This is a genomic window from Brevibacterium sp. CSND-B09 (assembly GCF_052906525.1).
In genome coordinates this window covers 3,188,842-3,214,235 of record NZ_JBREGI010000001.1, presented here as the reverse complement: position 1 = coordinate 3,214,235, position 25,394 = coordinate 3,188,842, and the positions used below count along the sequence as shown (strand labels likewise).

Genomic DNA, 25,394 nt, shown 5'->3' with positions numbered 1-25,394 from the left:
GGTGGGCGTCTGTCGTTCACCCATGCGCGTCAACGAGGCTGTGGATCTCTGCAGGTTCCTCATCATCGGTGCGTGGTTCGAACCGCACCATAACGGCTTTGAATCCCGGGGTGTTCGACTCTCTGGCCACGAGGTCCCGGTGAACCAACGCGTTCGCCTCCGGATAGTAGGCAGCGACACAGCCGCGGGCCGTCGGATAGGCGACCATCCGGAATTTCTCCGCCCGTCGCTCTTCCCCGTTGAAGACCGAGACGACATCGACGAGCTGACCGTCGTCGACACCGGCAGGGCCGAGATCGGCAGGATTGATGAGAATCACCCTGCGCCCGCCCGAGATTCCCCGATAGCGATCGTCGAGCCCGTAGAAGGTCGTGTTGTATTGATCGTGCGAGCGCATCGTCTGCAGCACCAGGTGTCCCTCCGGCGGCAGCAGATATTCGAGTTCGCGCGTGCTGAACTGCGCCCGTCCTTCGGCTGTCGCGAAAGTCCGTGTATCACGGGGCGGATTGGGCAGAACGAAGCCATATTTGTCCCGCACGCGGCGGTTGAAGTCCTCGGTGCCTTCCACGACCCGTGAGATGCGGTCGCGGATGACGTCATAGTCTTCGGCCATCGCCCTCCAGTCGATGACGTGATCGGGTCCGAAGACCGCCTCGGCGATCCGGGCCAGCAGCACCGGTTCGGCAAGGAGGTGGTCGGAGACCGGCTCGAGCCGACCTTGGGTGCGGCTGACGACCGACATGGAGTTCTCGACCGAGAGGAACTGTGCTCCTCCGGGGTGCTTGTCATCCTTGTCGGTGCGTCCGAGCGTCGGGAGGATGATCGACGTCTTGCCGTGGACGACATGGGAACGGTTGGGCTTCGTGGAAATATGCACGGTGAGGCCTGTGCGTTTGAGTCCGGCCTCCATTGCGGCGGTGTCGGAGTTGGCCATGGCCAAGTTCCCGCCCAAGGACATGAACACGTCGACGTCTCCGCGGGCCATGGCATGCATCGCCTCTGTGGAGTCATAGCCGTGCCTCCGGGGCGCATTGATGCCGAATTCGGCATCCAGGCGCTGTAGGAAGTCCTCCTTCGGCTTCTCCCAGATCCCGAAGGTGCGGTCGCCCTGGACATTCGAGTGCCCCCGCACCGGGCAGGCCCCTGCCCCGGGCTTACCGAAATTGCCCTGGAGTAAGAGCAGGTTGATGATCTCTTTGATCGTGTCGACCGAATGAGGCTGCTGCGTGATGCCCAATGCCCAGCAGAAGATCGTTGCCCTCGACTTCGCCAGCAGATCCGCGACGTGTTCGATCTCGGCTCGTTCGAGACCGGTGGCGAGCTCTGTCTCCGCCCAGTTGAGCTCCTGCCTGGCTTCCGAGTAGGCGGCGAAGCCGTCAGTGGAGGATTCGATGAACTCCCGGTCGACGACCGTTCCCGGAGTCTCTGCTTCCTTCTTCAACAGCAGGTGTCCGAGCGCTTGGAAGAGCGCTTGGTCTCCCCCGACCCGGATCTGGAGGAATTCGTCACTGGTCCGCTCCCCGTCGGCCAGCAGGCCCTTTGGCGTCTGCGGATCCTTGAAGCGGAGAAGCCCCGCCTCGGGCAGCGGATTGACCGCGACGACCTTGCCGCCGTTGCGCCGGCACTCGGCTAGCGTGCCGAGCATACGCGGATGATTCGTCCCCGGGTTCTGCCCGACGACGAAGATCAGTTCGGCTTTCTCGAGATCCTCAAGTGAGACGGTTCCTTTGCCGATGCCGATCGTCGGAGACAGTGCCGTGCCGGAGGATTCGTGGCACATGTTCGAACAGTCGGGAAGATTGTTCGTTCCCAGGCTGCGGGCAAACAGCTGGTAGAGGAACGCTGTCTCATTGGGAGTGCGACCGGAGGTGTAGAAGACCGACCGGTCGGGTTCGGTGGCGCGGAGGTGCTCGGCGATGGTCTCGAAGGCGTCGGCCCAGGAGATCGGTGAGTAGTGCGACTCCCCTTCGCGGATGATCATCGGATGGGTGATGCGGCCGGATTGGCCGAGCCAGTACTCCGTCTTCTGCTCGAGCACGGAGATGGGGTGCTGCTCCCACCAGCCGGGGGTCGCCACCCGGGTCGTGTTCTCCTCAGCGAGCGCCTTCGCCCCGTTTTCGCAGAACTCGATCTTCTTCCGATCACCGGTGATCGATTCCGGCCACGCGCAGCCTGGGCAGTCGACGCCGTCAGGCTGATTGACGCGGAACATCGACCGTACGGTCCGGCTCGCGCCGCCCTGTTTGAGTCCGCGTTCGAAGGCAACCTCGACGGCTTTGAGTCCCGCTGCCGCGGTCTTCGGTTCGCTGATGACAAGATCGTTCTCGTCGATATCATCGAATTCGACTCGGCGTCCACGTACGTTCGACACTGACGATCACCTCTGACCTCGGCGGACTTGATTCCGATGATCGTATCTGAGCCGAGTCATAGTATCCGAACCACGAGGAAAGAATCTCGCATTCCGAACATTCCGCCTGACGCTCATCGAACAACCGCCCCGGTCCACGAACAGCGAGGCGGCCCATCCAAACGTGTTCCGTCGGAATGGGCCGCCTCGATGCTGAAAAGTCAGGTCAGGGCTGAGGACTCAGAAGTCCCAGTCGTCGTCTTCGGTGTTCTCGGCCTTGCCGATGACGTAGGACGATCCCGAACCTGAGAAGAAGTCGTGGTTCTCGTCGCTGCCGGGCGACAGGGCCGCAAGGATGGCCGGGTTGACCTTCGTGACCTCCTTGGGGAACATCGCTTCGTAACCGAGGTTCATCAGCGCCTTGTTGGCGTTGTAGTGGAGGAACATCTTGCAGTCCTCGGACAGTCCCACGGGATCGTAGAGATCGTGGGTGTAGGCGACCTCGTTCTCGTAGAGCTCGAACATGAGGTTCATCGTGTAGTCCTTGAGCTCCTGCTTGCGCTCTTCGGACTGCGATTCCAGACCCTTCTGGTACTTGTAGCCGATGTAGTAGCCGTGCACGGCCTCATCGCGGATGATCAGACGGATGAGGTCAGCGGTGTTCGTCAGCTTAGCGTGTGCCGACCAGTACATGGGCAGGTAGAAGCCGGAGTAGAAGAGGAAGGACTCGAGCAGCGTCGAGGCGACCTTGCGCTTGAGCGGATCGTCACCCCGGTAGTAGCTGAGGATGATATCCGCCTTCGACTGCAGGTACTTGTTCTCACGCGACCAGCGGAAGGCCTCGTCGATCTCCTTCGTCGAGCACAGGGTCGAGAAGATCGAAGAGTACGACTTCGCGTGCACGCTCTCCATGAACGCGATGTTCGTCAGCACCGCCTCTTCGTGCGGGGTGACCGCATCCGGGATGAGCGAGATCGCACCAACGGTGCCCTGGATCGTGTCGAGCAGGGTCAGACCGGTGAAGACGCGCATCGTCAGCGTCTTCTCATCGTCGGTGAGAGTCGCCCAGGACTGAATGTCGTTGCTCAGCGGGACCTTCTCCGGCAGCCAGAAGTTGCCGGTCAGGCGATCCCAGACCTCGTCATCGATCGGATCGATGACGCGGTTCCAGTTGATGGCATCGACATGCGATGCCAGAGTCAGATTCTCCAACGCTTTCTCTCTTCCCAAAGTGCTGTTCGTCGTAAGTACGTGCTGTCTGCGCGGCAGACGAAAGTCATGTGTGCGGGCCCAGCCGGCGGCCTGGGGCCCGCACGAAGCCGGCGGACCGATTCGCATCGGTCCGCCGATTCCATCATCAGAGCATGCAGGAGACGCAGCCATCGACTTCCGTGCCCTGCAGAGCGAGCTGCCGGAGCCGGATGTAGTAGATGGTCTTGATGCCCTTGCGCCAGGCGTAGATCTGCGCCTTGTTGATGTCACGAGTGGTGGCGGTGTCCATGAAGAACAGTGTCAGCGACAGCCCCTGGTCCACGTGCTTCGTGGCCTCGGCATACGTGTCGATGATCTTCTCGTAGCCGATCTCGTAGGCATCCTGGTAGTACTCGAGATTGTCATTGTCCATGAAGGGAGCCGGGTAGTACACGCGGCCGACCTTGCCCTCCTTGCGGATTTCGATCTTCGAGGCCACCGGGTGGATCGACGAGGTCGAGTTGTTGATGTACGAGATCGAACCGGTCGGCGGCACGGCCTGGAGATTCTGGTTGTAGATGCCGTGCTCGGCCACTTGAGCCTTGAGCTCGCGCCAGTCGTCCTGGGTCGGGATGTGCACGCCTGCTTCGGAGAACAGCTCGGTCACGCGAGCGGTGCGCGGCTGCCAGACCTCATCGGTGTACTTGTCGAAGTATTCGCCGGTGGCGTACTTCGACCGCTCGAAGCCGGCGAAGGTCTCACCGCGCTCCTTCGCGATCTCCATCGACGCCCGCACACAGTGGTAGGCGACGGTGTAGAAGTACATGTTCGTGAAGTCCAGGCCCTCATCGGAACCGTAGTAGATGTGCTCACGAGCGAGGTAGCCGTGGAGGTTCATCTGCCCCAAGCCGATGGCATGCGACATGTCGTTGCCGCGGGCGATCGAAGGCACGGACTGGATGTTCGAGGTCTCGGCGACAGCGGTGAGTCCGCGGATCGCGGTCTCGATGGTCTGTCCGAAGTTGCTCGAGTCCATCGTCAGAGCGATGTTGAGCGAACCGAGGTTGCAGGAGATGTCCTTGCCGACGACGTCATAGCCGAGATCGTCGTCGTACTTGCTCGGTTCAGAGACCTGGAGGATCTCCGAGCACAGGTTGGACATGATGATCTTGCCGTCGATCGGGTTCGCCTTGTTGACGGTGTCCTCGAACATCACGTACGGGTAGCCGGACTCGAACTGGATCTCGGCCAGAGTCTGGAAGAACTCGCGGGCGTTGATCTTCTTCTTCTTGATGGCCGCGTTGTCGACGAGCTCGGTGTACTTCTCGGTGACGTTGATGTCGGAGAAGGGCACACCGTAGACGCGCTCGACGTCATAGGGGCTGAAGAGGTACATGTCCTCGTTGCGCTTGGCCAGTTCGAAGGTGATGTCCGGGATCACGACGCCCAGCGACAGGGTCTTGATCCGGATCTTCTCATCGGCGTTCTCGCGCTTGGTGTCGAGGAACTTGTAGATGTCGGGGTGGTGGGCGTGCAGGTACACGGCACCGGCACCCTGGCGGGCTCCGAGCTGGTTGGCGTAGGAGAACGAGTCCTCGAGCAGCTTCATGACGGGGATGACGCCCGAAGACTGGTTCTCGATCTTCTTGATCGGTGCACCGGACTCGCGGATGTTCGTCAGAGCGAAGGCCACGCCGCCGCCGCGCTTGGACAGCTGCAGAGCGGAGTTGATGGACCTGCCGATCGACTCCATATTGTCTTCGATGCGCAGCAGGAAGCAGGAGACGAGCTCACCGCGCTGCTTCTTGCCTGCGTTGAGGAACGTCGGGGTGGCCGGCTGGAAGCGGCCGGCGATGATCTCGTCGACGAGCTGGGTGGCCAGAGTCTCGTCTCCGCGAGCCAGGAAGAGAGCGACCATGACGACGCGGTCCTCGAAGCGTTCGAGATAGCGCTTTCCGTCGAAGGTTTTCAGCGTGTAGGAGGTGTAGAACTTGAACGCGCCGAGGAAGGTCTGGAAGCGGAACTTCTGATCGTAGGCGCGCGTCGAGAGCTGCTCGATGAAATCGAACGAGTACTGCTCCAGAACCTCGGGCTCGTAGTAGTCCTTCTCGACGAGGTAGTCGAGCTTCTCCTTGAGGTTGTGGAAGAAGACGGTGTTGTTGTTGACGTGCTGCAGGAAGTACTGCCGGGCAGCCTGCTTGTCACGCTCGAACTGGATCCTGCCGTCCTCGTCGTACAGGTTCAGCATCGCGTTGAGCGCGTGGTAATCCAGATCCGTCTCTTCGCGGATGATGTCCTCTACATTGCGGTCTTCAGCGAGCTCGCGCACAGTTTGTCCAATCCTAGGTTGACAGCGTCGACATCTTCCTGAGTGCCCAGGAGTTCGACTCGATACATGAGGGGTACTTGACACTTTGCCGCGACCTTGAAGGCCGCGCGGCAGTAGTCCATGCCGAAGTTCGTGTTTCCGGCGCCGATGACACCGACCAGATGGCGCCGGTTCTCTTCGACATTGAGGAACTTGATGACTTGTTTGGGAACAGCCCCGCGATTGCGACCGGCCCCATAGGTGGGGGTGACGAGAACGAATGGCTCATCCACTCGCAGCGTCGGCTCCTTGGTCAACGTCGGCAACCGCACTGCCGGGTGACGCAGCTTCGCGACGAAGCGGTGCGTGTACTCGGAGTTGGCGGAGAAGTAGACCAGCAGCATTGTCAGGCCACGACGGACGCAGACTGTTCGCCGGTCAGGGTGGCGATCTTGTCCGGACGGAAGCCCGACCAGTGATCGTTGTCGGTGACGACGACGGGAGCCTGCATGTAACCCATGGCCTTGACGACATCGAGGGCGTTCTCGTCGACGCTGAGATCCACCGACTTGTACTTCAGGCCCTTGGCGTCGAGAGCACGGTAGGTGGCGTTGCACTGGACGCAAGCTGGCTTGGTGTACACGGTGATCATGACGACTCCTTCATTCTGCTGTGCAGTTCGGCATTCTGATGGCTGTGACCGTGTCCCGTCAACTGCTCGATCATGATGAATATCACGAGGCGCAGGCTCAGGGGTGACCACTAGATGTTGTGTTCGGGTTAGACCTTACCCCTATATCCAGTGTTACACCAGTGTCATTTGCAGGTTCCACACCCTGTGTCATCACCGTCCACAATCGTCCACAGGCTGTGAACGACAATCATGTAGTTCGATCACCTGCGCGGACGCTGGGATCGGCGGCTTCAGGGCCGATTTTCGACCCGTTGTCCACCTCCGTTTTCCACCGCTTTCCACAGAAAAAATTTTTGCCTGTGGGCATGTCGCGGAGTCCACGACCGACGATTCCGAACTCCTTAGTGCGGCACCGACCACGTCGAGGCAGAGGCGATCATCACAGCACCTCCTCACATCCGTCCGTCGGTTCCATCGACGCTACAGCCCGGTCCTGACATGAGATGGCCGCGCTGTGAATGGCAGGTGGCGGACGGACGCACGTCGGGCACAGCACTGCTCTGTGTGTCAGCACTGCAACGTTCTCGGCTGTCGCGTGTCAGTGCCAGCCAATATGCTGGAGACCACAGAAACGCATCAGACGGCGTGGCTGAACGACCACAGTGACACCGAAAGACACGTGGCATCGATGCACCAGTGACACCGAGAGACTGAGGGACCATGACGGCAACGGCACCGGCGAACACGCAGGAGATCGCGCACGCACAGACGATCCTCAAGGCTCTGGAGTCCTACCTCGACCATTTTGTCGTCGGGCAGCAGCGCCTGCGCGAATCCTTGCTCATCGGACTTCTCTCCAGCGGTCATCTGCTGCTGGAGAGCGTGCCGGGGCTGGCGAAGACCACGGCGGCCGCGGCTCTGGCCAATGCCGTGGACGGCAAGTTCTCCCGCATCCAGTGCACCCCGGATCTGCTGCCGGCCGACATCATCGGCTCGCAGATCTACAACGCACACGAGGGGTCGTTCAACACCGTGCTCGGTCCCGTGCATGCGAACATCGTCCTCCTCGATGAGATCAACCGGTCGTCGGCGAAGACCCAGTCGGCGATGCTCGAGGCCATGCAGGAGAAGCAGACGACGATCGGCGGCAAACGCTTCGAACTCCCCCGCCCCTTCCTCGTCATGGCCACGCAGAACCCGATCGAGCAGGAGGGCACCTACCAGCTGCCCGAAGCCCAGCTCGACCGGTTCATGATCAAGGACCTGCTCACCCACCCGAACCCCGGCGAAGAGGTCGAGATCCTCTCCCGCCTCGACTCCGGGGTCTTCGACAAGGACTCGGTGCCCGATCCGGCCTGCTCGCTCGACGATGTCGTGACCATGCAGAGCTACGCCCGCACCGTCTACATCGACCCGGCCATCACCCGCTACCTCGTCGAACTCGTCCACGCCACCCGCAATACGACGAAGTACCTCGGCCGATTCGCCCCGTTCATCGAATACGGAGCCAGCCCACGTGCCTCCATCGCGTTCACGAACGCCGGCCGGGCGCTGGCGATGATCCGCGGCCGCAACTACGTCATCCCCGAAGACATCAAGGACCTCGCCCACCGAGTGCTGGCCCACCGCATCCAACTCAACTTCGAAGCCGCCGCCGAGAACATCACGAGCGCCCAGATCGTCGATGCCCTCCTCATGGCAGTGCCCACTCCCTGATCGGCTGCCGCGATGACTGTCCTGCTCAACCGAATCAAGGCGCGGATGACCATCCACGCCCATCGGCGGACCCGGCGCCTCCTCGACGGCGACTACTCCTCGGTCTTCCACGGCCACAGCCTCGACTTCGACGATCTGCGCGACTACATCCCCGGTGACGAGATCCGCGACATCGACTGGAAAGCCACGGCCAGGCACACAGAGCCCCTGGTCAAACGCTATGTCGCCCACCGTCGGCACATCCTCGGCCTCGTCGTCGACACCTCCCGGAACTTCGACGCCGTGACCTCCGCCGGAGCCGACAAACGCCACCTGGCCATCCTCATGGCCGGGATGGTCGGCTACCTCGCCGTCCGCCACGCCGACGACGTCATGCTCATCCACGGAAACGCCGGTCACACCACCGCTTCACCGCGGAAAGGCAGCGAGGCCCACCTCGAGCATCTCCTGCAGCAGATCCTCGCCGAGACCGGCAGCGACTCCCCCGGGTCGATCAACACCCAGCTGCAGTGGATCACCAGCCATATCAACCATCGGATGCTGCTGGTCGTCATCTCCGATCAGGCTCCGCTGGGGCCGGAGGCCGAAGCGACGATCCGTCGGCTGCGCGCCCAACATGAGGTCCTGTGGATCACGATCACCGACGCGGACCTCGCAGGACTGCCGTCCGCCTCGGCGCCGTTCGACGTCGCCCGACCCGACCATGGACTGCCGACCTCGGTGATGACGAAACCCGAGGTCCGACAGGAATTCGCCCTCGCCGAGGCGGCCCGCCGTCAGCAGCGCATCGACCTTCTCGCCAAGCTGGGCATCGCCCACATCGAAATCGACCATCCGAAGTCGGCCCTCGGCCGACTGCACACTCTTCTGCTGAGGCACCGCCGTGGGCCCCGCTGAACTCATCGGGCCCCTGGAGGTCTCACCGGCGTGGTACGTGGCAGCCTGCTTCGTCCTGCTGCTGGCGTGCGGAAACCTCTTCGCCCCTCTTTTCCGCGCCGCCGCCGGAGTCACCGCAGCGGACGGACCGCGCATCCCGATTCCCGTGCGCAGCACCTACCTCTCCCGCATCAGCGCTGTGGAAACGGGACTGACCGCAGAATCGGCGGACGTGCGCGAATCGGCACAGCAGCTGGCGACGATCGTGCGCGAATTCGCCCATGACGCCTGGGGCGTCAAAGCCGAGCACCTGACCTACCGCGATGCGGCAGTCGCCGGTCTCGACGACCTCGCGCAGTGCCTGCTCGGCCTCTACGAGGCGGAGTTCGCCGAAGCCGAACCGGCCGGTCTGCAGCCTCAGATCGCCGAGGCCCGGAAGTTGGTGGCGCGATGGTCCTGATGTTCTGGTGGCTGGCGCTCATCCTGCTGGCCCTCGCCGCAGCCGCAGTCTTCTGGTTCCGCCGTCCGAAGTCGACGGAGTCCTCTTTGGCCGTGGCCCACAGCGGGCGGATGACGAGCCTGCCGAGTTTCCGCAGGGCCATGCGCAGACGACTGGTGACCACGGTCGCCCTCCTCGGAGTCATCGTCCTCACCGGGCTGTCAGCACTGGCGGGAGTCGCACGTCCGGCTTGGGTGGAGACGGTCAACCCGGAGCGGAAGATGCGCGATGTCATGCTCTGCCTCGATGTATCCGGGTCGATGCTCGGCTACGATGCCGATCTGCTGGAGTCCTATCAGGAACTCGTCGACCGCTTCGACGGCGAACGCATCGGCCTGACCGTGTTCAATGCCACCGCGGTCTCCGCATTCCCGCTCACAGACGACTACGACATGGTCCAGAACTACCTCGCCGAGGCCGAGGAGGGGTTCCGCACCTGGGGCGCAGAGGGCACCGACTACTCGTGGTCGACGTCGCCCCCGAACATCGGCGGCTCCTCACTCATCGGCGACGGACTCGTCAGCTGCGTCGACAACTTCGACCGGCAGGACGAGGACCGGTCCCGGTCGATCATCTTCGCCACGGACAATATGCTCGCCGGTGAGCCGCTCTTCGAGCTCAACGAAGCCGCCGATATCGCCGTCGACGCGAAGGTCCGCGTCTACAGCCTCTCCCCTCCCTCGGTGCTGACGACCACTCAGACGAAGGAGCTGCGATCCGTGTCCGACCGTACCGGCGGCGAACAGTTCGACATGGGTTCGGCCTCGACGATCGACCGCATCGTCGAGGAGATCCAGAGCCAGGAAGCGGCGAACACCCCCGGCCGTTCGTACACGATCGTCCACGATATGCCGGTGGTTCCGCTCGCACTCGCCGTCTTCGGCCTCGCCGGAGTGTTCGTACTGGCGTGGAGGACGAAATCATGATCTTCGATCCCGTCTTCACCTGGTTCGGCTGGGGCTTCATCGTCATCGCCCTGCTCACCGTGTGCATCATCCCCGCCATCCGCGGCGACGGAGCACGCTGGAAGTGGTTCGCCCGCATGGGTGTCGTCGCCGTGCTCGCAATCGCACTGGCACGCCCCGGGATCCCCATCAAATCCTCGACCGAGGAGTACGAGGCACGAGCCGATGTGTACTTCGTCGTCGACGTCACGACGTCGATGGCCGCTGAGGATTTCGACGGGGACGACACCCGCCTCGAGGGGGTCAAGAAGGACATGCTCGAACTCGCCGACGCCTTCCCCGGCACCCGGCTGAGCATCATCACCTTCGCTTCGACCGCAGCCACCGTGATGCCGCTGACGACCGACCACGCCGCCTTCGCCTCCGCCGTCGACGTCCTCGAACCCGAATCATCCATGAATTCCAGAGGCTCATCGATCACCGAGGCCGGTGAGGAGCTCGATAAGCGGATGACCTCGAACGATGAGGACCGTCCGGAGAACAAGAACGTCGTGTTCTACTTCGGCGACGGTGAGCAAACCGTATCGGAGAATCCGGAGTCGTGGTCGCCCTTCGCCTCCCGCATCGACAGCGGCGCCGTCTTCGGATACGGCACCGATCAAGGCGGGAAGATGCGCGACAGCCAGCCGTTCGGCTACGGGTCCGGTGTCGGTGATCCCGGCAATGCCCCAGGAATCGGTGACCCCGATGACCCAGATGACGATCAGGCACCTCCCGAGTACATCCAGGACCGCAACGGCAATCCGGGGATCTCGAAGATCGACGAGGGCAACCTGCGCCAGATCGCCTCGGACCTCGGCGTCGATTACCACCACCGGGACGGAAACGGCGCGATCTCCAGCGTCTACACCGCCCCGAAGTACGATCAGGCCCTGGTGAAGAAGGACGGCCGGGTCACCGTCGACGAATACTATTGGGTCCCGCTCATCCTCGTCTTCGCGTGGATCGCCGTGGAGCTCGTCTTCGGAGTCCGCGAATACCTTCGCCTCAAGGCGATCACCCCCAAACGCCCTCGCCGAGGCGGCCCACCCGGTCCCGGAGGCCCGCTTGGTCCCGGAGGTCCGTTTGGTCCCGGGGGCCCACCAGGTCCCAGCGGATCGGTTCCCTACCAGCCGGTGCCCTATCAGGGAGGTCAGCGATGAACCGCCTGAAGAATCTGTGGTCACGGCTGCGTCGGATCACGAAGATCAACCTCATCCTCGGCACGATATTCGCCCTGGTGTTCGGCTATATCGCCATGGCCACATACTTCGGAACCGCCTCGCAGGTCAGATACACCTCGAATGACTTCCCTGGTGCCAAGAAGGCGGCGACGGCGTTCCTACGGGTCAGCCCGTTCCAACGCCATATCGGCTACTTCAACCGCGGCACCGCCGAGGCGGCCGTCGGCGACTACGACGCTGCCCAGACCGATCTCGAAGCCGCCTTGGAGATCGCTCCGACCTCGGCCGAATGTGCTGTGCGGATCAACCTGTCCTTTGTCTATGAGAAGCAGGCAGATCAGATCGCCTCCCAGGACCCCGACCAGTCGCAGGAACTCTACGACCGGTCACTGAAGACCCTCGAAGACGCGCCCGAGGAATGCCAGCCGAAGAAGAGCGAAGAGAAGCAGAAGAGCAGCCAGGCGAAGGAACGCGTCGAGGACAAGAAGCAGGGCGGGCAAGCCAAGGAGGAGGGAACCGACGACAGCGAGCCCGAGGACGAGGACTCGCAGGAGAAGGACTCCGGGGACGAGAAATCCTCCGGAGATGAAAGCCAGGATCCCGGGGAAGATGAGGAGAAGCCGGACGATTCCTCAGGCAAGTCCGAACGAGAGAAGAAGCGGGACGAGCTTGAGAAGCGCCGCGAGGACTCCGAACGACAGCAGCAACAGCAGGGCCCCGGCGGCGAGGGAGGCCGGTCGACCCCGGAGAAACCCTGGTGATCCTCGTCGACGAAGTCTGACCCCTCCGGGGCGTGGTGGCAGCGCTGACCCGCTGTGACATCATGAGTCCATGAACGCCTCCGACCCCGCTGCTTCAGATTCTGCGTCCACCTCCGCGCCCGGGACTTCGTCCTCGAGCGCATCCGGCTCCACCGCTTCGGCGTCCGCTCCCTCGGCACCGTCACCGCGGCTGCGGGCCGCTCTGGAGACCTTCCCGCCCTATGTTCCGGGCAAGCCTCCCCGCCAGGTCGAGGGTCTCGAGTCGTTCAAGCTCTCCTCGAACGAGAACTTCCTGCCTCCCCTGCCGGCAGTGCTCGAAACCATGGTCGCTCACGCGACGAACCCCGCGCTCTACCCCGACGACGCGGCGCTGGCGCTGCGTCAGGGACTGGCCGACCGCCTCGGTGTCGGGCTGGATCAGCTCGTCGTCACCACCGGTGCCAGCGAACTGCTCGTCGCGCTGACCCAGATCACCTCGGATGCCACCACCGAGGCGATCTATCCGTGGCCGTCGTTCGAGATGTATCCGCAGACCACCGGGCTCGTCGGGTCCACCCGCCGCGAAGTGCCGCTGACAGCCGAGGGTCGCCACGACCTCGACGCGATGGCGGCGGCGATCACCGAAGACACCCGCCTCATCATCCTGTGCTCGCCGAACAACCCGACCGGCCCGGTGCTGCGCGACGACGAGGTCCGCGCCTTCCTCGATAAGGTGCCTGACCACGTTCTCGTCGCCCTTGACGAAGCGTACTGGGAGTTCGCCACCGAACCCGGGCGAGCCGATGGACTCGGTCTTGTCCGCGACTATCCGAATCTCGTTCTGCTCCGCACCTTCTCCAAGGCACACGGACTCGCCGGGCTGCGTGTCGGCTACGCCGTCGCCCACCCGCCGGTCATCGAAGGACTGCTCAAGGCCGTCATCCCCTTCGGCGTCACCGATCTCAGCCAGGCCGCCGCCCTCGAATCCCTCAATCATTGGGACGAAGTGCTCGAGCGGGCCGGCGAGATCGCACAGACCCGCGATGCCTTCGCAGCTGCACTGCGCGAACAGGGCTGGGAGGTGCCCGAAGCACAGGCGAACTATGTCTGGCTGCCGTTGGGTGAAAAGTCTGGTGCCTTCGAAGATGCCTGCGTCGAACAGGCCGTGGCGGTGCGCAACCTCGGGGCCGGTGTGCGCATCAGCATCGGCGCAGACGAAGCCCTCGCCCGGGTGCTTGAGATCGCCGAACGCTTCCGCATCGAACACTTCGAGGACTGAGCTGAGAGCACCGCCGCGCGGAACACCGTGCCGAGCGGTCGGTGAGAGGTGTGCCTAGAGTTCAGCGAGTTCGAGTGCCAACGACACGGCCTGCAGTGTTTCGGCACGGGAGAGGTCCCGGCCGAGCAGCTTCTCGATCTTCGCCAACCGCGCCCGCACCGTATGCCGGTGCACTCCCAACTCGGCGGCGATGCGCTCGCGTGCCCCGGACGCGGTGATGAAGGCCCGGAGGGTCTCCAACAGCTCCTCACCGCCGCGGGCCCGAAAGAGTTCGCCGAGAACCCGATCGACGAATCGGTCGGCAGCCTCCTCATCGACCGCCGACAGCAGCGCCCTGACCTCGGAGGCCTCGGACTCGTGCTGGGTTCGCCACAGCATCCACGTGTGATGGAGCTGACCCAACGGCAGCCTCTTCTCCGCGAGCACGTCCAGGCCGGTGACCTCGGCGGCCCGCGTCACCAGCTCATCGAGTCCGCGTTCCTGTGCTCCGACCACCCCGAGCAGCGAACCGGTGCGAGTGAGCAGGCTCCGACCGACGATATCGGCGATGAGGCGTTCGGCGGAGTCCCCTCGGACACCGCCGAAGATGCGCATCCCCACCGTCGCCACCGGTGCCAACCCCGTCACCCGAGTCCACTCCCCACGTGCTTCGTCGTCACTGAGATCGGAGTCGAAGAGCCGCGCGCGACCGGAGGGAACGGGCAGATCCGCCAACGACATCGCCAACAGCGCCGAGGCGGTCGACAGCAGCAGGGCACGCGTCTTCGGAGATCCGGCCGCCTCGGCGGGGGTGAGGATCCACCCGAGCGGATGATCACCTCCGATCGGAACGGCCTCGACGATCCGCGAACCGGTGCGGATCAGGCGAGGCCCCGTCGTCGGCTTCAATGACTCCTCGATGAGTGCCGAACGCACGTCTTCCTCGGCGTCGTCACCGCTCAACGCCCTGCCGGTCGGCGAGACGAACCGGACCGGAGCCTTCAGCGTCTCTGCCAGATCGGCCACAAGCGCCGCGGGCCCCTCCCCGGCCAATGCGGTTGCGAAACGGCGGGCGGCGCTGCTCGCCCGGGTCAGCTCTCGGTTGGTCTCGGCCTCACGCATCCGGGTGAAGGCATCGACGACGGCGACGAACGGAACCGGCTCGGGCACGCCGAACAGCGCCAGCCCGGCCTCCTGCGCGGCGGCGACGAGCTTCGGCGGAACCTGCTGCCACGGCAGGTCGGAGCCCAGTCCGATGCCGAGCGCGTGCACGCCGACAGCTTTGAGGCGGCACACATAGTCCCCAACCGTGTCCCCGCCGAGGTCCTGACCGACCCCGATCGTCAACAGCACCTCACCGCCGGCAAGCCATTCGTCGACCTCCGGCAGCTCCGAGGAGTGCACGATCGTGACGTTCTGCTCCGCTGCGGTGGGCGAGTCGACGATGACTTCGAGCGCGAGTTCTGCGCGTGACCAGATCTGTTCCAAGGTGACCATGCACCCGATTCTATCCATTCTGGACAGCACTGGTTCCAAATGCTCCCCTTTGGATATCGGTGTTGTGTGACCCACGTCCTAGGCTGAGGGCATCACCTCCGGCCCGTTCGGGTCGGGTCAGCCGCTACGACGAAGGAGCAAGCCAGTGACGTCTCAGCCGCTCGGCCCAGCCGACTACAGCAAGACACCCCGCTACGCAGGACCCCCGACGTTCGGACTGCTGCCGCGCATCGACGAAGTCGAAGCCGAGCGTCCCGGCGAGAAGATCGACGTCAAGGTCATCGGCATTCCCTTCGACGCCGGCGTCAGCTACCGTCCCGGTGCCCGCTTCGGACCTGCTCACATCCGCCAGTCCTCGAAGCTGCTGCGCCCCTACAACCAGGCCACGAACGTCCACCCGTTCACCTGGCAGCAGGTCGCCGACTGCGGTGACCTCGGCGTCAATCCCTTTGACATCGAAGAGGCCATCACCACCGTCGAGGCCAACGCCGACGCCATGCGCGCCGACGGGGCCAAGCTGCTCACCCTCGGCGGGGATCACACCCTGGCCCTGCCGAACCTGCGCTCGCTGCACAAGACGCACGGCAAGATCGCCGTGCTCCACTTCGATGCGCACCTGGACACCTGGGACACCTACTTCGGTGCGCCCTACACCCACGGAACTCCCTTCCGCCGCGCCAGCGAAGAGGGCCTCATCGACATGACCGCTTCGATGCACATCGGCATCCGCGGTCCCCTCTATGGGGAGAAGGATCTCGAGGATGATGAGGTGCTCGGCTTCCAGATCATCCGCAGCGACGAATACCAGTTCTCCTCCGTCCAGGATATTGTCGCCCGGATGCGGGGTCGCCTCGGCGACGCTCCGGTCTACCTGTCCGTCGACATCGACGTCCTCGATCCGGCGGCCGCACCCGGCACCGGCACCCCCGAGGCAGGTGGAATGACCAGCCGTGAGCTGCTCAACTCGATCCGCGGGCTCCAGGGACTCAATGTCGTCGGCGCCGAGATCGTCGAAGTCGCCCCCGCCTACGACCATGCCGAAGTCACCGGACTCGCCGCCGCTCATGTCGGCTACGAGGTCCTGTCCCTCTGGGCGGCGGAGAACAACGGAGTCACCGCTCCCTCCGGGCCCGCCGGCGATGCTCTCGGAGTCTGAATGAGCACCGAACAGAACGTCCGCAACGGCGGTCGCGCGGTCGTCGCGACTCTGGCCGCCCATGGAGTCGACACCATCTTCGGCATCCCCGGCACCCACAACCTCGAGTTCTACCGGCATCTGCCCGAATTCGGGATCCGGGCCGTGACTCCCCGCCACGAGCAGGGAGCAGGCTACGGTGCCGACGGGTACTTCCTCGTCTCGGGCAAGCCCGGGGTCGTCATCACGACCTCGGGGCCGGGGCTGACGAACGTCATCACCGCCGCCGCGACCGCCTATGCCGAGTCCCGACCGATGCTCATCCTCTCCCCCGGTGTGCCCACCGGGTTCGAGCGCGCCGACGTCGGCATGCTGCACGAGACGAAAGACTCCTCCGGTGCGGTGGGCCACCTCCTCGTGTCCTCCCAGCGCACCCGCACTGCCGAAGGTGCAGCCCAGGCCGTCGCCGAGGCGTTCGCCATGTTCGACTCGGCCCGTCCCGGACCCGTGCATATCGAGGTTCCCCTCGACGTGCTCGAGGGCGCGTGGAACGGCAGCGTTCCGGTCCCGTTCGCAGGTCGCCGTCCCGGACTCGATGATCATGTGGTGTCCCGTGCCGCCGAGGCGATCCGTGCGGCGAAGCGTCCGCTGATCATCGCCGGCGGCGGTGCCAGGGGCGCCCACGCCGAGGTGGCTCGTCTCATCGAGGGCCTCGACGCTCCCCTGGCGACGACGGCCAACGGCAAGGGCATCGTGTCCGAGACGCATCCGCTGTCGTTGGGTTCGAATGTGCGCTTCCCCAGCGTGCAGGCCGAATCCGCGGCGGCCGATGTGCTCATCGTGCTCGGCTCCGAATTGGCCGACTCCGACCTGTGGGGCGGGGTCATCGGTGCGCAGACGAACATCGGTGTGCGTGATGAGTCTGCCGGACAGACCGTCATCCGCTGCGATATCGACCCCGACCAGCTGAACAAGAACCTGCCCGGGGACATCCTCGCCTGCGCGGACACTGGCGAATTCCTCACCGCGCTCATGAGCGCACTCGGAATCGGAAATGACAGCGCCGCCTCGGCCAGCGCCGCCTCGACGAACGATGACGGAACGGAATCGTCCGAACGACACGGATCGGCCGCCTCGGCGAAGGAATCCGGGGCCGATCGGGTCGCCCGGATCCGAGAGACCTGGGCCACCGATTTCGACTTCGAGGCGATCGGCGCCCGAGTCACCCGGCTCGTCGAAGAAGGTGCGGGATCGACCGTCGTCATCTCCGGTGACTCCTCACAGGTCACCTACGACGGCACGGTGCACGCGCTGACGGCGAGCACACCCGACCAGCTGCTCTACATGCCGGGATTCGCCACTTTGGGCTACGGCATTCCCGCCGCCCTCGGAGCGAAGGTCGCCGATCCTGCACGACCGGTCGTGTGCATCCTCGGCGATGGTGCGGCCATGTTCTCCATCCAGGAGCTCATGACCGCTGCCGAGCTGGGACTGGGCATCCCCTTCGTCATCGTCGACAACGGCGGATATGCGGAGATCGAAGGTCAGATGGTCGACCGCGACATCGAACCCTTCGCTGTCAGACTCGCCCGTCCGGACTTCGCGAAACTCGGCGAATCCATGGGCGGGGCCGGGGTGACGATCGCCGAAGCGGACATCGATTCCGCTCTGCCGCAAGCCATCGCCGAGGCGCTCGATCGCACCGTTCCCACCGCCATTCACATCACCGTCGGTCACTGAGCCGATCCAACAGAAAGGGTCGCTGTGGACTCTTTGGTAGTCATCATCTATCTCGCCGCCATGGTGGGATTCGGAGTCTGGGGCCGCTTCAAGGCCCATAACCAGGAGGACTTCCTGGTCGCAGGGCGCCGCCTCGGCGGACTGCTGTACACCGGCACGATGTCGGCCGTCGTCCTCGGCGGCGCGTCGACGATCGGCGGAGTCGGCCTCGGCTACACGGCTGGGCTGTCGGGAATGTGGCTCGTCTTCGCGATCGGCTTGGGCATCATCGCGCTCTCGCTGTTCTTTGCTCCGAAGATTCAGAAGCTCGAGATCTACACGGTCTCGCAGATGCTCGAACTCCGCTACGGCAAGGGCTCCCGTTTCGTCTCCGGAGCGATCATGACCGCCTACGGTCTGATGATCTCGACGACGTCGACGGTCGCCTACGCCACGGTCTTCCATGCCCTGTTCGATCTCAACAAGGTGTGGTCGGTGCTCATCGGCGGCGGCATCGTCATCCTCTATTCGATGCTCGGCGGCATGTGGTCGATCACGCTGACGGACTTCGTGCAGTTCTTCATCCAGACGATCGGCATCTTCCTCATCATGCTGCCCATCGTGCTTTCGAAGTCCGGAGGCATCTCCGAGCTGTTCTCCTCGCTGCCCGAATCGCACACCTCACCGGTGGGCATCGGCTGGGAGGCAATCCTCGGCTACATCCTCATCTACACCCTCGGACTGCTCATCGGCCAGGACATCTGGCAGCGCGTGTTCACCGCCCGCAGCCCGGGTGTGGCCAGGTGGGGCGGCTTCTCCGCCGGCGTCTACTGCCTGCTCTACGCTGTCGCCGGTGCGCTCATCGGCATGGCCGCGACGAAGATCGTGCCCGGCATCGAAGTCCAGGACGATGTGTTCGTCGCCGTCGTCGATGCCTCGATGTCTCCGGTGCTCGCCGGAATCGTGCTCGCTGCGGCCCTGGCCGCGATGATGTCGACGGCCTCGGGCTCGCTCATGGCCGCCTCGACCGTCTGCCGTCAGGACATCGTCGAACCGATCCTCGCCCGCAAGGACATCGTTCCTGAACGCGGCGACGGCGTCGGTGCGGGAGCCGGTGCGAAGGATGCGGCGACGGATGGATCGGACGCCTCGGCGAGTGCGTCCGGCATTTCCGGCTCGGAATCCGGCTCGGGTGCGAAGTCGACGCTCGTGCGATCGCTGGTGCGCGAGACCGGAGATGAGATCCGCGACTCGCGCATCTACCTCATCGTGCTCGGCGTCGTCACGCTGGTGCTCGCGATGATCATGCCCAGCGTCGTCGAGGCGCTCACCGTGGCCTACAACCTGCTGGTGGCCGGTCTGTTCATCCCGATCCTCGGCGGTCTCGTGTTCAAGCGCGGAACGATCGTCGGCGTCATGGCCGGCATGATCCTCGGCGCCGTGACCACCGTGGTCGTCATGATCGTGGCGGGCATCTACGCCAACGAGGCCATCTACCTGGGCCTCATCGCCTCGCTGGTCGGCTACCTCGTCGGGTCCTTCGCGTCGAAGCCGACCTCGCCCGAGGTCATGGCCGCCTGGAAGGAACGCATCACCCGCTAATTGCTACCTGACGGCGGCTCAGCAACCTCGCGCGAGGTTGCTGAGCCGCCGTCAGGTAGTTCTAGTACCTCGCTCGACTTGGTGTCTCAGACCACAGTCACTTATATTCGAAGAGTCAGGCTGAGCCGCCCACGGCAGCCCCCGGAAATGGGTGCCCAGGGCGAGCGGCACATCAGCCGGTGCTCGAAAAAGGAGCACGAAGCCGCAAACCGCGCGTGTGAGACATATATGGATCCCTCATTTCCATATCTCATTCGCGAAAGGCCTGCCATGGCTCATACCTCCGCGCACGTCGCGCACACCCTTGCCGCCCACATCGACGAGGTCTTCGGCCTCATGGGCAACGGCAATGCCTACTTCCTCGACGCCCTGCTGCGTAACACCTCGGCAACCTACACCGCCGTCCGCCACGAGGCCGGAGCCGTCGTCGCCGCCGACGCTCACTTCCGCACCTCCGGGCGGATCGCCGCGGCCACAACGACCTATGGTGCGGGATTCACGAATACGCTCACCGCCCTCGCCGAGGCGGCACAAGCCCGGGTTCCCCTCGTCCTCGTCGTCGGGGATGAGCCCACGTCCGGTCCCCGACCATGGGACGTCGACCAGATCGCCATGGCCTCAGCCGTGGGTGTGCGCACCTACACCGTCGGTCGGGTCGATGCCGCCGCAGCCACCGTGACCGCCATCGAGCATGCGCTGACCTACCGAGTGCCCGTCGTCCTGGCCATCCCCTACGATGTCGCGACTCTGGACCTCGGTGAGATCCCGGCTGTGCCCGGCCCCAGTCGTCCCTCGCCGATGGCACCGACCGGCGAATTCGCACATGCGGCTCTTGATCGCCTTGCCGCCGATCTGTCTGGAGCGAAACGTCCCCTGCTGCTCGCCGGCCGCGGTGCCTGGTTGGCCGGAGCCGAGTCCGAACTCGGTGAACTCGTGGACATCACGGGAGCACTCACCGTGACGACCGCGCTGGGACGCAACATCTTCCCGGCTGCCGAACACGACTTGGGAGTCGCCGGCGGATTCGGTGCCCCGGCAGCGATGGAGCGCGTCCGCGAGGCCGATGTGACCGTGGTCTTCGGAGCCTCGCTCAATCAGTTCACCATGCGTTTCGGAGACCTCTTCCATCCCTCGACGGCGGTATGGCAGATCGACACCGACGACCGCGCCACGAACGCCCGCGTCGGAGGCTTCATCCGCGCCGATGCGAAACTCGCCGCCGCCGAACTCATCGCGCGCCTGGCGGCGACCGGCGTCGGCAGTGCTGGGAGTTCGGACAGTGCCGACGCACGCTGGCACGATTCCGTCGACACCGCTGCCGACCGTGCCTACGTCGTCGGGTCGGAGCTCGCCGACGATGGTCGGCTCGATCCGCGTGCGGCGGCGAACCGCCTCGGCGAGGTTCTGCCCGAGGATCGGGTCGTCGTCTCCGACGGAGGACATTTCATCGCCTGGGCGAACATGTTCTGGGAGCCCAGTGCACCCGACCGACTGGCGATGGTCGGCACCGCCTTCCAATCGATCGGACTCGGTTGGCACAGCGTCGCCGGGGCCGCCCGCGCGAACCCGGACTCGACGATCGTGCTCACCACCGGTGACGGCGGCGGAGCCATGGCACTGTCCGACCTCGACACCGCGATCCGGGTGGCCGGCGGTCGCGGTCTGGCCGTGGTCTTCAATGACGCGGCCTACGGTGCCGAGGTCAACCTGTACGGGCTCAAGGGGCTGGAGAAGTCGCCCATGCTCATCGACGAGATCGATTTCGCGGCCCTCGCGACGGCCGCCGGTGGGCACGGGGTCGCCGTCCGCACCCTGAGCGATCTCGCCGTGGTTGAGGAGTGGAAGTCCCGCCCAGTAGACGAACGGCCCTTCCTGCTCCTCGACCTGCGGATCTCCGACGAGATCATCGCACCGTACCAAGAAGAGGTCATCCGCGTGAACTCGTGAAGGCGCCCGGCCGGTTGCCCAGCTGGTGGCGGCCCTGGTTCAGACACTGGTCTTGCTGTGCCGACCGGCCCCAGGTGACGAGGCGCCACAGCTTCTCCAGCGGGCCCTGTCCGAAACGGCTCAGCCACAGAGTTGAGACGACGACCTGAACGATGATGATCGCGGCGCAGATGACGAGTCCGGCGACGTATCCGCCGCGGTCGTCGAACCGGGCGAGATCGGGCGCTGCCAGCCGAACGGCGACAAGGATGACAGTGGCGCCGACGTAATTGCTCAGCGCCATCCGACCCAGCGGTGCGAATACGGACTTCAGGACCGCCTCGGCGGGGGTGCGCAGGAGCAGCAGGATGGCGACGATATAGGTCAGGGCCATACACAGGCCCAGGCCGGCATTGATCCACTGGTCGACTTGACGGGTCGTATAGTCCGTCACGGAGAAGCCGACGACCGTCACGATCAGTGCGAAACCACCGGCGATCGCGACTCGTCCCGGGCGGTTGAGGACGGATCGGAGGAAATCGGTGCCGCCGATGGCGAAGCCGAGCAGGAAGAGTCCGGGGATGACGGCCATTCCGCCTCCGGTGGCCACTCCGGCGATGAGCAGAACGACGCCGAGGATCGCGGTGACGACGTTCCGCCACCGGTCGGCGATCCACGTGGCCGGCAGCAGGAAGACGATCCCGGCGAGCGCATATGGAAGCAGCGCCTCGCCGGGTTGGAGCAGCTGATGGAGCCCACCGAGGATGCCGAGGAAGGCGAACCGGCGCAGCAGAGCCAGGCGCGGTCGGTGGCTGCGATCCCGGGCGGACAGCCACATGAGTCCGAACCCGATTCCGAAGAGGAACGAGAAGATCGGGAAGAAGCGGTTCTGCACGAAGTCTTCGTAGAAACGGTAGAAGTCGAGGCCCCCACCCTCGACGCCGAGGCCGAAGATCGGCGGCAGGTTGACCAGCAGGATCCCGCACAAGGCGAACCCGCGGATGACGTCGAGTGCGGCGATGCGGGGACGAGATCGGATATCTGCGGGCCGCGCGGTGTCGGCAGAGCGCGCGGTGTCGGCGAGGCTCGCCGTCTCGGCGGGGCTCACGTTGTCGGCAGGGCGTGTGGTGTCGGATTGAGGTCGTGTCATGGCTTCTATCCTTCCCGGATCGATGACCTGGCGCATCGGCCGTGCGACCGAGAATCGACGAACGGGGTCGGCCATTCGGCTGATCCCGACGTGACTGGCGGGGTGGGTGCGGTTGGGGTGGGTGAGACGACTGCACCGTGGGAGAAGAGTCCGCGCTCCTCAGCCGTCGGATTTCATGACCCCGGATTCCCACATCCGGGCGGCGATCTCGACGCGGTTACGGGCATCGAGTCTGGCCTGGATGCTGCCCAGGTGGGTCTTCACGGTGCCGAGTGAGATGAAGAGCTCGGCGCAGATCTCCTGGTTCGTCCGCCCCACGGCAACGAGCTTCGCGATCTCGGTCTCCCGATCGCTGAGGCTGTCGATGCGCGCGGTCTCCGACCGGGGTGCGGCGGTGCGCCGTCGGAGCAGGTCGAGAGTGAGCGAGGGGGAGATGAGCGCATCGCCGTTCGCCGCCGCTCGGACTCCGGCGAGCAGGAGGTCGGCTCCGGCGTCCTTGAGCAGGAATCCGCTGGCTCCCCCGGCGAGAGCCGCATCGACGTAGTCGTCATCGTCGAAGGTGGTGACCATGATGACCTGCGAATACGGAGTCAGTCGCGGAAGCGCAGCCAAACCGTCGAGGCGCGGCATGCGAATATCAAGCAGCACCACATCGGGCTGTTCGCGTTTGACAAGAACGATCGCGTCGACCCCGTCGGCGGCTTGCCCGATGACGCGGATATCGGCTTCGGCGTCAAGGATGAGTGAGAATCCCATCCGCACCATCTCCTGATCGTCGACGACAGCGACGGTGATCATCGGCTCTCCCCTGTTCGGTGGTCGTTCACTGGATTGAGCGGCAATCGCGCGACCACGCTCCACCCTCCCCCGGGTTCGGGTCCCGCCTCGATCCTCCCGCCGAGGTGGCTCACCCTCACGCGCAGACTGTTCAGTCCCGTGCCGCTACCGGCACCGACCCCACCGGAACCGACTCCGTTGGTCACGGTCATGACCAGAGTGCCGAGAACGTCGGGCCCGGCGAGGTTTTCGGCGACGGCTGAGACAGTCGGGGTGGTGGGCTCGGTCATGACGGTGACCGTCACCGGGACATCGGCGCCGGCGTGACGGCGCACGTTCGTCAGGGATTCGACGAGGACACGGTCGAGGACGGGCCAGACCGGGGCGGCCACCTCGGTGGGGGTGTCGATTGTGATCGTCGCAGACTTGCCGAACGCCGCGACCCGGTCACGCAGAGCCTGCGGCCCCGAAGCGATCGGGGTGCGGGAAGCGGCCCCCGGGCCAGGATCGGACACCGTTCCCGCAGCGGTGGCGGGTGAGTCATCGGTTCGCGTGCCGCTTCGAGCGTCGGAGACGAGGCGGCGGATCTCCTCGAGCGCGCGGGTCCCCGAATCTTCGATCTTCGCCAGGGCCGTTGTTCTCAGGTCCGGGCTGTCGCTGCGCCCGGCGGCTTGGGCGAGCACGACGATTCCGGTCACCTCGTGGGCGATGAGGTCGTGGAGTTCGGTGGCGATGCGACGTCGTTCCGCCTCGGTGGCGGTGGCCTGTCGTTCGATCAGGGTGCGGTCATTCGATCGCAGCATCAGACCGATCGCGATCGCGGCGATGATCAGGGCGAACACCATGAGTGCGAAGGTCGCACCGTCGGCCATGACCAGGGGACAGACGATGTTCGCGACTGCGAGAACGACAATGGAGGCGATGCTCATCCGGCCCGAGGATGCGCGCGTGAGCATCGCCAGCACCGTCAGGCTCAGCCACAGAGTCGTCAGACTCAGTGTGGCGGCGACGGCGGCCAGGGCGAGGCCACCGAGCAGTCCGAGGACGGCCCACTCCAGCCGTGCAGACCGTCCCGGACGCAACTGGGCTCGAATGAGGATGGGCAGGCCGACGGCCACGGCGATGACGTTGCCGAGGATCAGTGACCAGCCGCTGCCGATGAACAGTTCCAGGGCGAAGGTCAGCGGGACCGGGATCAGCCACAGCCAGGTGAGGAGTCGTCTCATTTGCTCACAGTCTAGTCAACGCCGGATGCCAGGTTCTGGTTTCTCGGGTTCGGCATTGTCGTGCGCTGCGCTGACCGTATCAGCGGCAGTCGGTGTCAGCGTATTCGACCTCGACAACCACGCCATCGTCTCCCGCGGACACGTTCCGCACTTCGGCCGCCTGCGGCAGGGCGCGGTCGGTGAGGAAACGCTCGTCGGCGAGAACATCGAGCCGGTTGCCTTCCGCCCGGGCGGAGAAGGTCACCCTCTTGCCGTCGATGGTGGCCACCTCGGTGTAGGAGTCATCGGGATTCTTCACCGGCCGGACCTGGCCTGACGGGTAGTCGAAGGTGATGAAGCGGGTGAGCCGGTCGGCGTGGCCGTCGACGAGGCGGTGGACGAGGACCTGATCCTTGTTCGTTCCCTTCGCTGGGTCGAGATCGATGTAGCTGAGGTCTGCGGTGTGCTGTGCAGCGTAGAGGAGGTAGGGGCGACCGTGGATGTCGATCGTGTCGGGGGTGATCGCGCAGCCGTCCAGGTAGTCGGCGACGTCGGCTTCGAGTGCGACTTTCGCGCGGTTCTCAGCCACAATGAGTCCGCCGATGAGGGCGATGAGGATGATGACGATGGTGCCGAGGGCGATGAGTGCCTTCTTCATGAGTGTGGAGCGTCCTTATCGGATC

21 protein-coding genes are annotated in these 25,394 nt (G+C 64.6%); 11 read left to right on the top strand and 10 right to left on the bottom strand.

Annotated elements, in window-relative coordinates:
* Positions 1-16 precede the first annotated feature (16 nt).
* The 5 genes from ACU4IU_RS14365 to nrdH all read right to left on the bottom strand — a co-directional run bounded on the left by ACU4IU_RS14365 (position 17) and on the right by nrdH (position 6,501).
* Positions 17-2,371 carry an FdhF/YdeP family oxidoreductase gene (locus ACU4IU_RS14365; RefSeq protein WP_446657114.1) on the bottom strand — a complete coding sequence of 785 codons (2,355 nt, stop codon included), beginning with the start codon at positions 2,369-2,371 and terminating at the stop codon, positions 17-19.
* A 219-nt stretch (positions 2,372-2,590) separates the two neighbouring features.
* A complete protein-coding gene (gene nrdF / locus ACU4IU_RS14360; protein ID WP_446657113.1) occupies positions 2,591-3,562 on the bottom strand; it encodes a class 1b ribonucleoside-diphosphate reductase subunit beta in 972 nt (323 codons plus the stop codon).
* 145 nt (positions 3,563-3,707) lie between these two features.
* On the bottom strand, positions 3,708-5,834 hold the full coding sequence (nrdE, locus tag ACU4IU_RS14355) for a class 1b ribonucleoside-diphosphate reductase subunit alpha (protein ID WP_259357927.1): 2,127 nt from the start codon (positions 5,832-5,834) through the stop codon (positions 3,708-3,710).
* A gap of 5 nt (positions 5,835-5,839) precedes the next feature.
* The gene (nrdI, locus tag ACU4IU_RS14350) at positions 5,840-6,253 is read right to left on the bottom strand and encodes a class Ib ribonucleoside-diphosphate reductase assembly flavoprotein NrdI (RefSeq protein WP_101546862.1); all 414 of its coding nucleotides are present in this window, start codon (positions 6,251-6,253) and stop codon (positions 5,840-5,842) included.
* 2 nt (positions 6,254-6,255) lie between these two features.
* Positions 6,256-6,501, bottom strand: coding sequence for a glutaredoxin-like protein NrdH (gene nrdH / locus ACU4IU_RS14345; RefSeq protein WP_025778731.1), 246 nt, complete (start codon positions 6,499-6,501; stop codon positions 6,256-6,258).
* Positions 6,502-7,203: 702 nt separating this feature from the next.
* Between nrdH and ACU4IU_RS14340 the strand changes: the two genes are divergently transcribed.
* From ACU4IU_RS14340 to ACU4IU_RS14310, 7 genes are all read left to right on the top strand, one after another.
* On the top strand, positions 7,204-8,199 hold the full coding sequence (locus ACU4IU_RS14340) for an AAA family ATPase (protein WP_139908556.1): 996 nt from the start codon (positions 7,204-7,206) through the stop codon (positions 8,197-8,199).
* Positions 8,200-8,211: 12 nt separating this feature from the next.
* Complete coding sequence (locus ACU4IU_RS14335) at positions 8,212-9,096, top strand: DUF58 domain-containing protein (protein WP_181272496.1); 885 nt, start codon at positions 8,212-8,214, stop codon at positions 9,094-9,096.
* Complete coding sequence (locus ACU4IU_RS14330; RefSeq protein ID WP_139470365.1) at positions 9,083-9,535, top strand: hypothetical protein; 453 nt, start codon at positions 9,083-9,085, stop codon at positions 9,533-9,535. Before ACU4IU_RS14335 ends, ACU4IU_RS14330 begins: the two co-directional genes overlap by 14 nt.
* On the top strand, positions 9,526-10,500 hold the full coding sequence (locus tag ACU4IU_RS14325; protein WP_139470366.1) for a vWA domain-containing protein: 975 nt from the start codon (positions 9,526-9,528) through the stop codon (positions 10,498-10,500). The genes ACU4IU_RS14330 and ACU4IU_RS14325 overlap by 10 nt, the downstream gene beginning before the upstream one ends.
* The gene (locus ACU4IU_RS14320) at positions 10,497-11,681 is read left to right on the top strand and encodes a vWA domain-containing protein (RefSeq protein ID WP_139908559.1); all 1,185 of its coding nucleotides are present in this window, start codon (positions 10,497-10,499) and stop codon (positions 11,679-11,681) included. Before ACU4IU_RS14325 ends, ACU4IU_RS14320 begins: the two co-directional genes overlap by 4 nt.
* Entirely contained in the window at positions 11,678-12,463 is a 786-nt protein-coding gene (locus ACU4IU_RS14315) for a hypothetical protein (RefSeq protein ID WP_446657112.1), read from the top strand. The genes ACU4IU_RS14320 and ACU4IU_RS14315 overlap by 4 nt, the downstream gene beginning before the upstream one ends.
* Positions 12,464-12,533: 70 nt before the next feature.
* A complete protein-coding gene (locus ACU4IU_RS14310; RefSeq protein WP_446657111.1) occupies positions 12,534-13,721 on the top strand; it encodes a histidinol-phosphate transaminase in 1,188 nt (395 codons plus the stop codon).
* Positions 13,722-13,775: 54 nt separating this feature from the next.
* Here ACU4IU_RS14310 and ACU4IU_RS14305 read toward each other — a convergent pair whose 3' ends face one another.
* Positions 13,776-15,197: a PucR family transcriptional regulator gene (locus ACU4IU_RS14305; RefSeq protein WP_446657110.1), complete on the bottom strand. Its 1,422-nt coding sequence runs from the start codon at positions 15,195-15,197 to the stop codon at positions 13,776-13,778.
* Positions 15,198-15,342: 145 nt separating this feature from the next.
* Here ACU4IU_RS14305 and speB point away from each other — a divergent pair, with 145 nt between their 5' ends.
* The 4 genes from speB to ACU4IU_RS14285 all read left to right on the top strand — a co-directional run bounded on the left by speB (position 15,343) and on the right by ACU4IU_RS14285 (position 21,600).
* On the top strand, positions 15,343-16,353 hold the full coding sequence (gene speB / locus ACU4IU_RS14300) for an agmatinase (protein ID WP_181272493.1): 1,011 nt from the start codon (positions 15,343-15,345) through the stop codon (positions 16,351-16,353).
* Positions 16,354-18,072, top strand: coding sequence for a thiamine pyrophosphate-binding protein (locus ACU4IU_RS14295; RefSeq protein WP_181272492.1), 1,719 nt, complete (start codon positions 16,354-16,356; stop codon positions 18,070-18,072).
* 24 nt (positions 18,073-18,096) lie between these two features.
* The gene (locus ACU4IU_RS14290; RefSeq protein ID WP_172170924.1) at positions 18,097-19,653 is read left to right on the top strand and encodes a sodium:solute symporter; all 1,557 of its coding nucleotides are present in this window, start codon (positions 18,097-18,099) and stop codon (positions 19,651-19,653) included.
* Positions 19,654-19,923: 270 nt separating this feature from the next.
* The gene (locus ACU4IU_RS14285; RefSeq protein WP_181272592.1) at positions 19,924-21,600 is read left to right on the top strand and encodes a thiamine pyrophosphate-binding protein; all 1,677 of its coding nucleotides are present in this window, start codon (positions 19,924-19,926) and stop codon (positions 21,598-21,600) included.
* On the opposite strand, the gene ACU4IU_RS14280 is transcribed toward ACU4IU_RS14285, so the two are convergent.
* From ACU4IU_RS14280 to ACU4IU_RS14265, 4 genes are all read right to left on the bottom strand, one after another.
* Positions 21,581-22,729: a DUF418 domain-containing protein gene (locus ACU4IU_RS14280; protein ID WP_181272593.1), complete on the bottom strand. Its 1,149-nt coding sequence runs from the start codon at positions 22,727-22,729 to the stop codon at positions 21,581-21,583. The two genes, ACU4IU_RS14285 and ACU4IU_RS14280, sit on opposite strands and share 20 nt — an antisense overlap.
* Positions 22,730-22,888: 159 nt before the next feature.
* The gene (locus ACU4IU_RS14275; RefSeq protein WP_181272594.1) at positions 22,889-23,527 is read right to left on the bottom strand and encodes a response regulator; all 639 of its coding nucleotides are present in this window, start codon (positions 23,525-23,527) and stop codon (positions 22,889-22,891) included.
* Complete coding sequence (locus ACU4IU_RS14270) at positions 23,524-24,732, bottom strand: sensor histidine kinase (RefSeq protein WP_446657109.1); 1,209 nt, start codon at positions 24,730-24,732, stop codon at positions 23,524-23,526. Before ACU4IU_RS14270 ends, ACU4IU_RS14275 begins: the two co-directional genes overlap by 4 nt.
* 79 nt (positions 24,733-24,811) lie before the next feature.
* Positions 24,812-25,369, bottom strand: coding sequence for a hypothetical protein (locus ACU4IU_RS14265; RefSeq protein WP_446657108.1), 558 nt, complete (start codon positions 25,367-25,369; stop codon positions 24,812-24,814).
* Positions 25,370-25,394 lie beyond the last annotated feature (25 nt).